The organism is Nocardia brasiliensis (assembly GCF_042691675.1).
In the GTDB taxonomy this organism is placed as follows: Bacteria; Actinomycetota; Actinomycetes; order Mycobacteriales; family Mycobacteriaceae; genus Nocardia; species Nocardia brasiliensis_D.
Genome location: NZ_CP170507.1, coordinates 7387475 through 7401254 on the forward strand (window position 1 = coordinate 7387475; position 13780 = coordinate 7401254).

General features: G+C 68.8%; 12 protein-coding genes. 8 read left to right on the top strand and 4 right to left on the bottom strand.

Annotated features, from left to right (window positions below):
* The first annotated feature begins 68 nt into the window (after positions 1-68).
* Positions 69-1505, top strand: coding sequence for an MFS transporter (locus tag ACFK0J_RS34045; RefSeq protein ID WP_378733808.1), 1437 nt, complete (start codon positions 69-71; stop codon positions 1503-1505).
* A 52-nt stretch (positions 1506-1557) separates the two neighbouring features.
* On the opposite strand, the gene ACFK0J_RS34050 is transcribed toward ACFK0J_RS34045, so the two are convergent.
* Both ACFK0J_RS34050 and ACFK0J_RS34055 read right to left on the bottom strand, forming a co-directional pair.
* Entirely contained in the window at positions 1558-4797 is a 3240-nt protein-coding gene (locus tag ACFK0J_RS34050; RefSeq protein WP_378733809.1) for an AAA family ATPase, read from the bottom strand.
* 82 nt (positions 4798-4879) lie between these two features.
* The gene (locus tag ACFK0J_RS34055) at positions 4880-6058 is read right to left on the bottom strand and encodes an exonuclease SbcCD subunit D (RefSeq protein WP_378733810.1); all 1179 of its coding nucleotides are present in this window, start codon (positions 6056-6058) and stop codon (positions 4880-4882) included.
* 208 nt (positions 6059-6266) lie between these two features.
* Here ACFK0J_RS34055 and ACFK0J_RS34060 point away from each other — a divergent pair, with 208 nt between their 5' ends.
* Together ACFK0J_RS34060 and ACFK0J_RS34065 are read left to right on the top strand one after the other, a co-directional pair.
* Entirely contained in the window at positions 6267-7424 is a 1158-nt protein-coding gene (locus ACFK0J_RS34060; protein ID WP_378733811.1) for a DNA recombination protein RmuC, read from the top strand.
* 59 nt (positions 7425-7483) lie between these two features.
* Positions 7484-8371: a DUF6542 domain-containing protein gene (locus ACFK0J_RS34065; protein WP_378733812.1), complete on the top strand. Its 888-nt coding sequence runs from the start codon at positions 7484-7486 to the stop codon at positions 8369-8371.
* A gap of 21 nt (positions 8372-8392) precedes the next feature.
* Here ACFK0J_RS34065 and ACFK0J_RS34070 read toward each other — a convergent pair whose 3' ends face one another.
* On the bottom strand, positions 8393-9343 hold the full coding sequence (locus ACFK0J_RS34070; RefSeq protein WP_378733813.1) for a phosphotransferase family protein: 951 nt from the start codon (positions 9341-9343) through the stop codon (positions 8393-8395).
* A 160-nt stretch (positions 9344-9503) separates the two neighbouring features.
* Positions 9504-10514, bottom strand: coding sequence for a 4-hydroxy-3-methylbut-2-enyl diphosphate reductase (locus ACFK0J_RS34075; RefSeq protein ID WP_218471465.1), 1011 nt, complete (start codon positions 10512-10514; stop codon positions 9504-9506).
* Positions 10515-10679: 165 nt separating this feature from the next.
* Between ACFK0J_RS34075 and ACFK0J_RS34080 the strand changes: the two genes are divergently transcribed.
* The 5 genes from ACFK0J_RS34080 to ACFK0J_RS34100 are packed head-to-tail and all read left to right on the top strand — an operon-like array spanning position 10680 to position 13626.
* Positions 10680-11339, top strand: a complete 660-nt coding sequence (locus tag ACFK0J_RS34080) for a lipid droplet-associated protein (protein WP_378733814.1) — start codon at positions 10680-10682, stop codon at positions 11337-11339.
* Positions 11340-11350: 11 nt separating this feature from the next.
* Positions 11351-12697: an exodeoxyribonuclease VII large subunit gene (xseA, locus tag ACFK0J_RS34085; protein ID WP_378743238.1), complete on the top strand. Its 1347-nt coding sequence runs from the start codon at positions 11351-11353 to the stop codon at positions 12695-12697.
* A 2-nt stretch (positions 12698-12699) separates the two neighbouring features.
* Entirely contained in the window at positions 12700-12948 is a 249-nt protein-coding gene (locus ACFK0J_RS34090; RefSeq protein WP_378733815.1) for an exodeoxyribonuclease VII small subunit, read from the top strand.
* Positions 12945-13289: a VOC family protein gene (locus ACFK0J_RS34095; protein WP_378733816.1), complete on the top strand. Its 345-nt coding sequence runs from the start codon at positions 12945-12947 to the stop codon at positions 13287-13289. The genes ACFK0J_RS34090 and ACFK0J_RS34095 overlap by 4 nt, the downstream gene beginning before the upstream one ends.
* A gap of 37 nt (positions 13290-13326) precedes the next feature.
* A complete protein-coding gene (locus tag ACFK0J_RS34100; RefSeq protein ID WP_378733817.1) occupies positions 13327-13626 on the top strand; it encodes a type II toxin-antitoxin system Phd/YefM family antitoxin in 300 nt (99 codons plus the stop codon).
* Positions 13627-13780: the final 154 nt, after the last annotated feature.

The following is a 13780-nucleotide window of genomic DNA, read 5'->3' on the forward strand; positions in this document are numbered from 1 at the left end:
CCTACTTGACTAGAGTTGCACTTCAGTGAAATTCTCACTAGAGCGGAACTCTAGTGAAAGGACTCGTCATGACCGAACGAGCCATATTCCGGCCGAAAGACCGGCTGATCCTGCTCCTCATCACGGTCGTCGAGCTGGTGATCTTCCTGGACACGACGGTGTTGAACGTGGCGCTGCCGAGCATCGGCGCCGACCTCGGACTCGACGAAGCGGGGCTCGGCTGGGTGACCAACGCGTACCTGCTGGCATTCGGCGGATTCATGTTGCTGGGCGGGCGCGTCGCGGACCTGTTCGGACCGCGACGCGTCTTCGTCACCGGGCTGGCGGTGTTCACCGTCGCCTCGGCCTTGGCCGGTTTCGCCGGAACTCCCGCGCTGCTGATCGCCGCGCGTGCCCTCCAGGGCGTTGGTGCCGCTGTGGTAATTCCGGCTCAGCTCGCGCTGCTGACCGCGAGTTTCACCACGCCCGCCGCACGGAATCGGGCCTTCGGCGTGTGGAGCGCGATGGGTGCCGCGGGCGCGGCCATCGGCACGGCGGTCGGCGGACCGCTCACCGACGCGTTCGGCTGGCCGTCGATCTTCTTGATCAACCTGCCGGTGGGTGTCCTCGCCCTGGCCTGCGTCCGGTTGTTGCCCGCCGATCGCCGCCATGGGGACACCACGGGCAAGCTGGACGTGCCCGGCGCCATCGTCGGCACCTCGGCCCTGCTGATCATCGGCTACGCCATCGGCGCGCTGGCGGACAGCGGTACGCGCACCCTCGCGGCCGTCTCGCTCGGCGTCGGCCTGCTGCTGCTCGGCTGCTTCGTACTGATCGAATCCCGCAGCTCGCATCCGCTGATGCCGTTGCGACTGTTCGCGATTCGCAAGGTGAGTGGCTCGGCGGCGGTGAACGCACTGGTCGGCGCCGCGCACGTGCCGACCTTCGCACTGTTGGCGTTGTATCTACAGAACACCCAGGACTACAGCCCGACCCGATCCGGCTTGGCGGTACTGCCGGTGGCCGTCGTCAACATCGTCATCTCCCGGACCGTCCTGCCCTACGCATTGGACCGGCTAGGTGCGTGGCGCGTGCTCGCGGCCGGTCTCGGTCTGCAGGCGATCGCGATGCTCTGGTTCGCCTGGACACCTGAGCACAGCAGCTACCTCATCCACGTGCTGCCCGGCGCGGTGCTGCTCGGCATCGGCTTGCCCGCGGCCTTCGTCGGCGTCACCGCGCCCGCCGTCACCTCGGTCGGCACCGCGGACGCAGGTATCGCGGCAGGCATCGTGAACACCGCGCAGCGGGTCGGCTCCGGGCTCGGTGTCACCGCGGTGTTGTTGCTCGCCGAGATGGTCGCACAGCGGTCCACCGCCGACCTGGATGTCGCCTATCGCACCGGACTCGGTGTGGCATTCACCGCGGCGGCCGGGCTCGCTGCGGTGGGTTGCCTGCTCACGGTGGTGCTGCTGCGCGATAGGCGAGTCGATCAGGCGGTGACGAGTGCGGTATCGGCGCACAGCTGACCGCGCACCAAGCGACAGTGCCGCAGCGCCTCCCGGCCAGGCGGTTACCCAATCAGGCGACGGTGGCTTCCAGGTGGGAGCCGTTGCGGCCACGGCGGACGTGCAGGCGGCTGGGGATGCGCTGGCGCATCTCGTCGACGTGGCTGACGACGCCGACGACGCGGCCGCCCGCGCGGAGTTCGTCGAGGACGCCCATGACCGCGTCGAGGGTGTCGGCGTCCAGGCCGCCGAAGCCCTCGTCGATGAAGAGGGTGTCCAGCACGAGGCCGCCGGATTCGGCGGCGACGGTGTCGGCCAGGCCGAGCGCCAACGACAGTGAGGCCATGAATGTTTCGCCGCCGGAGAGGGTTTTGGCGGGACGGATGGCGCCGGTGTAGTCGTCGCGGATGTCCAGGCCGAGTCCGCCGCGGCGGCCGCGCGGGCCCGCCTTGTCCGAATGGACGAATTCGTAACGGCCGCCTGACATTCGGCGCAGGCGCAGCGAACCCGCCTGGGCCACTTCTTCCAGGCGGGCGGCGAGCACATAAGAGCGCAGCGACATCCGGCGATTGTTCTCGCCGCGGCCCGCGACCACCTCGGCAAGACCGGCCAATTCATCGTGGGTGCGCTGCAACGGAGCGATTCGATCCACCGCCGCCCACAGCTGACCGCCGAGATCCTCTAGCAGGCTCACCCGCCTGCTTGCCTCGGCGTGCACGGCGACGGCGGCGTTCAGCTGTGCCTGCGCGGCCGCGACCATTGCGTCGAGCTCGGCCAGGTCACCGGGCTCGACGGTTTCCGCCGCCTGGATCTCCGGTTCCGCGAGAACCGCTTGCGCGTGTGCCCGCGCACGGTCGGCGGAGACCAGTTCGGCTTCGATCTCCGCCTGCCGTTGCGGAGTCCGGCTGGCCGCGTTGACGACTCGGGCATACGCGGTCAGCCGCGCCACGTCGTCACGCGGTGCGGTTGCCGCACCGCCCGAGTCGATATCGGAGCTATCGGAGGCGGGTTCGGCGCCCTCCCGCTCAGGCACGAAACCCGCGGCGCGGGCCAGGTTTTCGACTCGGTCGGCGATCACCGCCACCTGTTCGCGGGCAGCAGCCGCTTCGGCACGGGCGTCGCGGAGGGTGGTGGCGTCGGTGACCAGCGCGGTGAGGCGGGCGCGGCGGCGGTCGATGGTTTCGTCGGCGCCCGCGGCGGCCCGGAGGCGGTCGTTGAGTTCGGCGAGGCGGGTAGTCGCGGTGGCCATGTTCGCAGCGACCGTGCTTCTGCGCGAATCGGATTCGCGGAGTTCGTCGTGCAGGCGGGACTCGTCGGTGCGCAGGCGGGCGAGTTCGGCGGTCAGGCCGTCGGCGAGGGCCGCCAGTTCGGCGGTGTCCTCGTAGCGGTCGGTGGCGGCGCGCAGGGCGGCGGCCAACTCGACCCGGTCGGCGTCGCCACCGCGGGCGGTGAGCGCCTCGATCTCGCGCTCCAGAGCGGTGATTCGGGCCAGCACGCGGTCGCGGGCGTCCTCGGCGGCACGTTCGGCGGCTACCGCGGCATCTTCGGCGTCCTTGGAGACGGCGGTAGCGGTGGGCCGAGCGGGCGCGGGGTGGTCGGCGGAACCGCAGACCGCGCACGGCCGGCCGGCTATCAGTCCACCGGCCAATTCGGCGGCCATCCCCGCCAGCCTGCGCTCGCGCAAGTCGAGGACGCGTTCCTTGGCGTCGTTGTGGGCGGCGCGGGCCGTCTCGAACTCCACTCTGGCGTGGTCCAGACCTGTTCTACGAGAGGCGAGTTCGACCGCGGCGGCGGCAGCGGTCTGCAAACGTTCACATTCGGCGGTCAGCGTCGGGAGCATGGCGGCCGCGTTCGTGGCCACGCGCAGGCGGGCCTCCAGAGTCGCGAGGGAGCCGGGAAGTTGCTCCCGCAGCCTGGTCAGTTTGGTCACCTGGGTATTCAGTGCCGCGTCTTCGTCACGTAGCCCCGCCAATTCGCGGGTGAGCCGGGTGGCCGCCTTCGCGTCGGCCTGCACCTCGTCCAGCCCGCCGATCTGCGCGCTCCAGCGGCGGATCGCGGCATCGATGTCGGCATCGTCCCTGATGACCGGCCGATCGTCCGCCTGAGCCGCCACCGGAGTGCCACCGCGATCCGCACGTTCCGGTCGAACTCTCGACTCCCCGCTTCCCGCACTCGCTGACTCGACACGGATTCCGTCGGCATCCTGGTGGTCAGGTACGGCGTACTCGACCTGGACGAGTTCTACGCCGCCGAGATCGGCACCACCGGGTTCCAGCAGCCGGGCGGCCAATTGCCGCGCTGCGCTGCGGGTTTCGCCCTCCCGACGGCGCATCTGCATGACGGCATCACGGGCTTCATCGATGGCGGCCGCGACCGGCTCGGCGCGGCGGGCCAGTTCGAGTTCGGCCTGCAGGGCAGTGCGGTGGTCGACGGCGGCGGCGTAGTCGTCGAGTTGCTTGCGGGCGGTGGACATTCGGCGGCGCAGCTCGTGCAGGCGGCGTTGTTCCTCGGCGAGCGCGCGGACCCGGACCGACTCCTGTTGGCAGCGTTCGGCTTCGATGGCCGCGGTGGTCAAGTCGGTGCGCGCGGTGGCGAGCAGGTCCTGAGACCAGCTGACGGCCTCCAGCGGGCCCGCGGTCTCGGCCGCACCGACGCCTGCCGCGACCCCGACCTGCGCGATCAGTCGGTCGATGCCCTGTTTACGGGCGTCCAGGTCGGCGGACGAGGCGCGGCGCTTGTCGGCGAGCCACTGTTCGGCGCTGCCGAAACGCTCGGTGTCGAAGAGCTTTTCGAGCAGCTTCTCCCGGTCTTCGTTGTCCGCCCGCAGGAATCGCGCGAAATCGCCCTGCGGCAGCAGCACCACCTGGAAGAACTGGTCGGCGCTCATGCCGAGCAGGCGGATGATCTCGTCGCCGATATCGGGTATCCGGGACAGGTTTTCACCGCGCCCGTCCAGCCAGGCCAGGGTCGCCTTGGGTGGGTCGGTGCGCATGCCGGTGCCACGCAGCTTCGGGCGTTCGAATTCCGGGATGCGGGTCAATCGCAGCCGCCGCCCGCCGAGGGTCGCCTCCAGGATCACTTGCGGCGGCGTCTGCTCCGGCGCGTGATCGGAGTGTAAGCGCTTGCTTTCGCCGCGGGCGCCAGGGACCCGGCCATAGAGTGCGAACGCGATCGCGTCGAGCACCGTGGTCTTGCCCGCGCCGGTCTGCCCGTGCAGCAGAAAGAGCCCATCGGCGCCGAGCGCGTCGAAGTCGACGACGGCGGTCTCGGCGAAGGGGCCGAACGCGGTCATCTCCAGCCGGTGCAGCCTCATGCAGTCGCACCACCGTGCGACGCGGGCCGCGGTGCTGGACGCGTGGCGGGCCGCGGTACTCGGCGCGCGGCAGGCCGCGCGCTCACGCGGAAAGTTCCGCTGCCGAGTCGGTGGCCGTCAGCACCCGATCCGGTTCGGCGACCGCTGCCGCCAGTGCCCGTTCGAGCCAGGCCATTTCGCCCGCGCTGGGCGCACCGCGGACGTCGGTGAGGAAGCTCTGCGCTACTTCGGTGTCGCGGCGGCCGTGCACTCGCTCACGGTAGCGCAACTCCGGGTTGCCCTCCGGTCGCACCCACTCGACGTGCACCGCGTGCGGGAATCGTTCGCGCAGCTTGCGCATGGCGTCGACCGGCCGGGCCGAGTCGGTGAGCACCGCGGAAACGTAGTGCTCCTCGGCGGGCGCGTGGCTCGCGTCGGTGAGCAACTCGTCGAGGGTGCCGGTGAGTCTGGTCAGCCCGCGGACCACGGGTAGGTCTCGGCGTTCGACCGAATGCAACCCGGCGGCATCGAGCTCGATCAGCCACACAGCCTTGCGGTGCGAGCTCTCCGCGAACGAATACGGCAGCGGGGACCCGCAATAGCGCACGGATTCGGAGAGGGTCTGCGGCGAATGCAGGTGGCCGAGCGCGACGTAGTCGATGCCGTCGAAGGCGCCCATCGGCACCGTCTCCACACCGCCGACCGAGATCGAGCGCTCCGAGCCGGTCGCCTCGCCGCCGACGACGAAGGCGTGGGCGAGCACCACCGTGCGCGTGCCGTCGCGTTGCGCGATGTCGGCACGGATCCGGCGCATTGCCGCATCGAGGATGTCGGCGTGCGAACGTGCTTGCGGCACTCCGAGTTCCGCGCGAGTGATCTCCGGCTCCAGGTAAGGGATGCCGTAGAACGCTACCGGACCGTGTTCATCGTCGAGCAGCACTGGCTGATCGACATCGGCGACGGTGGTGCGCAAATACAGTCCGCCCGCCGCCGCGAAACTCGCGCCCGCGCCCAAGCGGGCAGGCGAATCGTGGTTACCCGAGGTGGCGACGATCCGGGCACCGGCCGCACGGATGGCCTCGAATCCCCGGTTGCACACCGCGATCGCGTCGGCACTCGGAATGGACCGGTCGTACACGTCGCCGGGCAGTACTACCACGTCGACCGACTCCTCGGCCACCAGCTCCGCGATCGCGGTCAGTGAACGAGCCTGATCGGCAAGCAGATCGACCCCGTGGAACGTGCGCCCGATGTGCCAGTCCGAGGTGTGCAGCATCCGCATCCGCGAAACCGTAGGCGAGAGGACCGACAGAATTCAATTGCCGGGCCCGCCGTGTCGGATAGCCGTCTCGTGGTGCGGCGTGTCCGCAGGTGTTTCCTGCGCACCAGGGTGGATTTGTCTGTGCGCCTTGACTGTCGTTTGCCGACACGGCGCTGTGTAATTGCCCACCGGAGAGTTCTTGTCGGTGGGGTGCGGCACTATCTGCGCTATGACCGCACCGATGCTCGTCGCACTGATGCTGGTGTTCGCCGCAGGGGTCGGGCTCGGCTGGCTCGGCCATGCCGCGCGCGCCGGACATCGGGCGACGGCAGCGGAGGCGAGACTCGCCGCGGCCACCGATAACGAGCGGCTGCTGCGGCAGTCGCTCACTGCGGCGAACGAGGATGCGGCGCGCCGACATTCGCACGCGATCGGGGCCATGGTCGATCCGCTGCGTGAGGCGGTCGGTGCGCTGAACCAGCACATCCAGCAGGTCGAGCACCATCGGATCAATGCCTATTCGAGTCTGCGCGAGCAGGTCGCGGGCATGCAGCGCACTTCACTGCAACTCACCAGCCAGACCAGTCAGCTGGTTGCCGCGTTGCGAGCGCCGCAGGTGCGCGGGCGATGGGGTGAGATCCAATTGGAGCGGGTGGTCGAACTCGCCGGGATGACGAGGCACGTCGACTTCGATACCCAGGTGACCCGCGCCGCCCGGGGCGACGGCTCCAGCGACCGAACCGGCAACGTCCGGCCCGACCTGGTGGTGAACCTGGCGGGCGGCAGGCACATCGTGGTCGACGCCAAGGTGCCGTTCAGCGCCTATCTCGATGCCAGCACGGTCGACGATCCCGATCTGCGGGCCGAGCATCTGACCAGGCACGCGAAACACCTGCGCGGGCATATCGACCAGCTGGCCGATAAGGCGTACTGGGCGGCCTTCGACCCGGCGCCGGAATTCGTCGTGTTATTCGTGCCCGGCGATCCGTTCCTGGATGCCGCGTTGACCACGGACTCGGAGTTGCTGGAGTACGCATTCGGCCGGAACGTGATCCTCGCGACGCCCACCACGCTCATCGCGTTGCTGCGCACGGTCGCGTTCGGCTGGCGGCAGGAGGCGCTGTCCCGAGATATGGCAACCGTTCAGCAATTAGGTAAGGAGTTGTATGCCCGGCTCGGCATGACGGGCAGGCATTTGGATCGCCTCGGCGCCCAACTCGGTAAGGCGGTCGACGCTTTCAACTACACCGTGGCGTCGGTGGAATCGCGGGTCATGGTCACCGCGCGCAAACTGCACGACCTGGAAATCGCGGAACAGGAGGTGCCGGCAATCCACCGGGTGGATTCCTGGCCACGCGCGGTGGGCTTCGCCGACGCCGGTGATTAGCCCGGGGCAACCGCCGTGCCATAACGCCGTCGGGCGCGGCGAAGGTTAGTGTTCATAATGTGGCTGCTTCCCAACGTGTGCGAACCCGGGTGCCCGCGCCGCAACGGTCGATTCTGCCGACGGTCCCGGGGCTCCCGGTGGGCGCGGCGGTCCTGATCGCGGTTGCCTGCACGTTTCTGGGGTTCTTGATCGATGCGAACGGCGACAGTACCGACCTGACCGGTACTTTCGCCGCGCTGTACGTCGTCGGTTGTCTGGCAGCCGTGCTGACCGTCCGCTACCGCGGCCTGTTCACGACCATGGTGTTGCCGCCGTTGCTGCTTTCGGTCGCCGTTCCACTGGCCTACCAGCAGCTGACCGGTCGGCCCGCGACCTCCATCAAGGACATCCTGCTGAACCTGGCCGTCCCGCTGGTGGAGCGGTTCCCCACGATGATGCTGGCCACCGTGCTCGTCCTGCTGATCGGTGGCGCGCGCATCATGATGCAGCGCCGCGGCGAGCCGTCCGGCCGCGCCACGGAGTCCCGTCGCGGCGACAGCGGCGGGCGCGCTGACAGCGGAGGGCGCGCCGCCAAACGCCCGCGCTCCGGACGTACCAGTGCCGCCTCCCTCGCCGAATCGGCACGTCGCCGCGCACGGCGTCCCAAGGACGAACCGGACGATCTCGATCCCGAGGAAGACACCCCACGGCCGAGCCGCCGCGCCACACCCCCCGTGGCCGACGCCCCGCCTCGGGTCGCCGCACCCGCTCGCCCACGCGAAGGGCGCCCGGCCGCCCGCGGGCCCGTCCGCCCTGCCCCCGCTATCCCGCGCACGGACAACGAGCCACCCCGCGGCAACGCCCCTCGCCGCCGCGGCGAAATGCCGCCGCCGCACCCGCAGCCCAATGTTCGCTACCGCGAACGTGATTCGAGCCGCACCGAACGCCGCAGGCCCGAGAACCTATAGGTGTCCCGGCGCGGGCTCGGTTCAGGTACCCAGATCGACGGCAAATGGCGTAGACCGCCAGTGCTCGATGGACGGTTTCAGTGCCTCCGCGAGCATGGGCAACTGCGGCACCAGCGCAAGGCACGCCACCACCCGGCACATACCTACGGCGTCGACGAAGCGCAGCACGCGCTCGTCCAGCTGACGCAGACCTAGTTGCCGCGCGGCCGAGTTGTACGCCGCCTCGCAATCGGAACCCATGGATGCCAGGTCCCATTCGACCGGTCCGAGCGTGACCAGCTCGAAGTCGCTGTACAGTTCGCCACCCTTGGTGGCGATGATGTTGGCCGCCGGGGCGTCTCCGTGAATCGGCTGGAGATCGATGCCGGGGAACGCCGCCTCGAATGCCGCGCGCGAGCGGACGACAGGTTCCAGGACTGCCCATTCCCGTCGTGCGCGGTGGAGGTCAGCCGGGTCGACGAGATCCGGACGCCCGTCGAGCTCGGCCAGTCCCGTTGTGATCATCCTCGGTTCGGCCGCGGACAGGAACGACAGCTCGCCCGGATAGCCGCGCAGCGCGGCATGCAGGTCGGCGGTCAAGCGAGAATTGTGCGCATAGTCGGGTTCGACGTTCTTGTCCTGGTCGACGAACTGCCAGAAAGTCATCGAGAAGCCGTTGCGCTGCACCGGTTCCCTCGGCACCAGCGGACTCGGCGGAATCACCGGAACTCCCTGCTCCGCCAGCCACGCCACCACATCGAGCTCGACCCGCTGTCGCGCTGTCTGAGCCGCGAGGTCCAGGTACGACGGCAACACAGTGGGCACTCGCACCACCACCGGTGCCGGAGCGAGGTGCACGACGACGGAGAACACGTCATACAGCACAGCCGCATCATCCACCGTGAGCCCGAGCCCACGCCCCGCCGCAACCGCCGCGTCGAACGCCCGTGCCGTGCGCGCGGCAAGGTGTTCAGGCGTCATCGCTACTGGCATGACGGCGATAGTGCCAGCCCAGCCGCACCAGGACCACAGGTTTAACGCTCGCCGCAGACTCACAGAGTCTCCGCGCACCCCACAACGCCTACTACGTGTGTGCCGCGCACCGAAACTCTGTGCAGCCCGGCTGGCCTACCGCACCGGACCGATCGCCGCGTCAGCGACGGGCTGTGCGCAGCTCGCGGGGCAGGGCGAAGACCAGAGTCTCGTTCGCGGTGGTTACCGGTTGGACGTCGGCGTAGCCGTGCTCTTCGAGCATGTCCAGGACGCCGCGGACCAGGATCTCGGGGACGGACGCGCCCGAGGTGATGCCGATGGTGCGGACGCCGTCGAGCCAGGCGGGATCCACTTCGCGGGCGTAGTCGACCAGGTAGGAGGCTTTGGCGCCGGCGTTGAGGGCGACCTCGACCAGGCGTACCGAGTTCGAGGAGTTGCGCGAGCCGACGACGATCACCAGATCGCATTCGGGTGCCATTGCCTTGACCGCAACCTGACGGTTCTGGGTGGCGTAGCAGATGTCGTCGCTCGGCGGGTCCTGCAGGGCGGGGAAGCGCTCACGCAGGCGCTGCACCGTCTCCATCGTCTCGTCGACGCTGAGCGTGGTCTGTGAGAGCCAAATCACTTTCGACTCGTCGCGGACGGTGACCTTGTCGACCGAGGCGGGGCCGTCCACCAGCTGCACGTGCTCGGGTGCCTCACCCGCCGTGCCCTCGACTTCTTCGTGGCCTTCGTGGCCGATGAGCAGGATGTCGTAGTCGTCGCGGGCGAAGCGCTTGGCCTCCTGGTGCACCTTCGTCACCAGCGGGCAGGTCGCGTCGATGGTGTGCAGGTTGCGGGCGGCGGCGGACTCGTGCACCGCGGGTGAGACGCCGTGCGCGGAGAACACGACGACCGAGCCCTCGGGCACCTCATCGGTCTCGTCGACAAAGATGACGCCCTGCTCACGCAGGGTTTCCACGACGTGGCGGTTGTGCACGATCTCCTTGCGCACGTAGATCGGCGCACCGTGCTTTTCGAGCGTCTTCTCGACGGTTTCCACCGCCCGGTCCACGCCGGCGCAGTACCCCCGCGGCTCGGCGAGCAGCACCCGCTTGCCGCCGACGGGATCGGCGGTTCCGGCACCCGCTGAGCGGGCGATTCCGACGTTCAAGGGTATGGCCGAGGACATGCCGACAGCTTACGTGCGTCTACCGACCAACCGCTGTCCGGGCAGCGCCCGGCGAACTCTTCGCGCGGCGGCGAGGCGTGCTCCGAGCGCGCCGTTTCATGGGCCAGAATCAGTCCGGTGAGCCCCGACCTTTGCATAGCACACCATTTCGGGCAGGCTAGGACCATGTTTCGACCACCGTTCCTGGCCCGGGTAGCCGCCGGTGCCGCCGTTTACGCCATTGAGGAAACTCGTCGGCTCCCTACGGCCGCAATGAATTTCCCGATCACCGCGATCAGCCAGATGCTGCAGACGACGATGCATGTCCAGCAGTTCGTGACCAGCCTGGCGCTCAAGGGCGACGCGGTCTTCGACCGATTGGCCAACGCTCCGGAGGAACAGCCGGAGTGGGCCACCTTCGACGAGGACCTGCCTTCCGAGCAAACTCCCAGCAGTACAGCCCGCAGCAGCCGCTTCGACCTGTATGCCGCCGAGGAACCCGAACCGTCCGCCTTCACCCGGGAACCGGTCGAAGCCACCGCCCGCGCGGCCGAGCGCAACGGTCACACCGCTCCGGTACCGACCATCGCCGAGCTGGAAACCGTTGAGCCGGAAACAGAACCGGAGATCGCCCGGGCGGAAGACCCCGCCCCGGCGATCAGCGAGCCGGAAGTAGCCACCCGCTACGACTACGCCAACATGACGCTCGCTCAGCTGCGCGCCCGGTTGCGCATGCTGACCGTCGAAGACCTCACCGCGCTGCTGGACTACGAGCAGCAGACCCGTGCCAGGGCGCCGTTCGTGACCATGCTGACGAATCGGATCGCCACCGTGCGGGCCCAGTGACCGAACCCCGGATCTCACCATCGACGGGTGGCCGGGAAACGAACTCCGCCGACCAACCCCAAGCCCCCGCGGCCCCGGGAAGTTCCGCTGAGCAACCGTTCCCGGTCCGCTCTGTCGCCATCAAGGTCGCGCAGTGGATCGACCGGCTCGGCAGCATCTGGGTCGAGGGCCAGATCACCCAGATCAATCTGCGCCCTGGCACCCGCACCGCGTTCCTGGTGCTACGCGACCCGTCCGCCGACATGTCGCTGTCGGTGACCTGCGACCCGGACCTCATCCGCAAGTCCGCGATCCCGCTGCAGGAAGGCAGCCGGGTCGTGGTCTACGGCAAGCTCTCCTTCTTCACCGGCCGCGGCACACTGTCCCTGCGCGTCATCGAGATTCGACCCGTCGGCATCGGCGAACTGCTCGCCCGCATCGAGCGGCTGAAGGCGCTGCTGGCGGCCGAGGGACTCTTCGATCCCCGGCTCAAGCGGCCGATCCCGTTCCTGCCCAAAACCATCGGCCTGATCACCGGCCGGGCCAGTGCCGCCGAACGCGACGTCCTGACCGTGGCCCGAAATCGCTGGCCCGCCGTGCGTTTCGAGATCCGCAATACCGCCGTGCAGGGACCGACCGCGGTGCCGCAGATGCTGGAGGCGCTGACCCAGCTCGACCGTGATCCGTCCGTCGAGGTGATCGTGCTGGCCCGGGGCGGCGGCAGCGTCGAGGATCTGCTGCCCTTTTCCGATGAGGCGCTCTGCCGCGCCATCGTCGCCGCGACCACCCCGATCGTCAGCGCGATCGGCCACGAACCCGACAACCCGCTCAGCGATCTCGTCGCCGACCTGCGCGCCGCGACCCCCACCGACGCCGCCAAACGGGTCGTGCCCGACGCCGCCGCGGAATTGGCCGGTGTGCGCGATATGCGCGCCCGCTCCGCCGCCGCGTTGCGTGGCTGGGTCGACCGCGAGACCCGCGCGCTGACCCAACTGCGTTCGCGCCCCGTGCTCGCCGACCCGCTGCGCGAAATCGACCGCCGCCGTGAGGAAGTCGAGCGTCTGCGGGCGTCGGCCCGCCGCTGCGCCGAGCAGTTCATTCGCACCGAGGCCACCGCGACCCGCCACCTGCGGGAGAAGCTGACCGCGGTGGGCCCGGCCGCCACCATGGCTCGTGGCTACGCTGTCGTGCAACGCGTCGCGGGCACCGAGCGGCATGTGGTGCGCACGATCGAGGACGCGCCCGCGGGCAGTCAACTGCGCATCCGGGTCGCCGATGGCGCCGTGACCGCGGCCGCGCTGGGTACCCAGGCATTGGGCGCTCAGGCACCGAGTACCAGGCAGAACGAGACGGACGACACCGAAACAAGGAGGAGCTGACCTTGGCCGAGCCCGGCAAGGATGCCGAGACCGAATTGGCCGAGATCGCCACCTTCGGCTACGAGCGCGCCCGCGACGAACTGGTCAATGTCGTGAAGATGCTCGAGCAGGGCGGCCTCGACCTCGACGAGTCGCTGGCGCTGTGGGAGCGGGGTGAGGCGTTGGCCAACCGCTGCGAGGAACATCTGGCGGGGGCCAGAAAGCGCGTTGAGGACGCGCTCTCGCGCACCGACCTCGAGGACGACAAATGACGATCCGCCGGGCAACACCGGATATCCACACCACCGACATCGAGCGCAGCCGCGACTTCTACAAGTCGCTCGGCTTCGAAGAGGCGATGGACCTCGGCTGGGTTGTCACCATGGCCTCACCGTCCAACCCGACCGCCCAGGTCCTACTGATCGGCCCCGGCGCGGAGAAACTCCAGCCGAACATGAGCGTCGAAGTAGATGACGTAGACGCCGTGCACGCCACACTGACCGCAGCGGGCGCCGACATCATCTACCCCCTGACCGACGAACAATGGGGCGTCCGCCGCTTCTTCGTCCGCGACCCGAGCGGCACCATCGTCAACGTGGTCAGCCACCGCTGACCTGGTATGGGCCACATATTGTGGGACAGTTTTGGTCATGACAGCGATCTCGGTTCGCGACCTATCGCATCACACTGCTCGATGCTTGGCGTTGGTCAAAGCCGGGGAGTCCGTAGAGATCACCGAACGTGGCAAAGTGATCGCCCGCATCGTCCCGGTAGACGCGGAGCACGATGTCCGGGCACGGTTGCTGGCCGAAGGCACGAGGCACCCGGCAACCAGAGGCCGTACCGCCTTACTTACCGATGTGCTCCGCCGTCTAAATCGGGAGACCGTGGACGTCGAGAACCGTGCGAGTACGGCTTTGCTGACATCGCGCGCCGACGAGCGGCACTGATGCTGTGCGTAGAAACCAGTGCGGTGGTCGAGCTCATCGTTCCGGAGGCTGAATCTGCTGCACTGGCGCGGTAGCTGGCCGATCGGCCTGACGGCCGTGGGTCGCGTCCGCATTCATCGAGGTCGAGTTGGTTCGTGCGATGCGAGGATCGCGC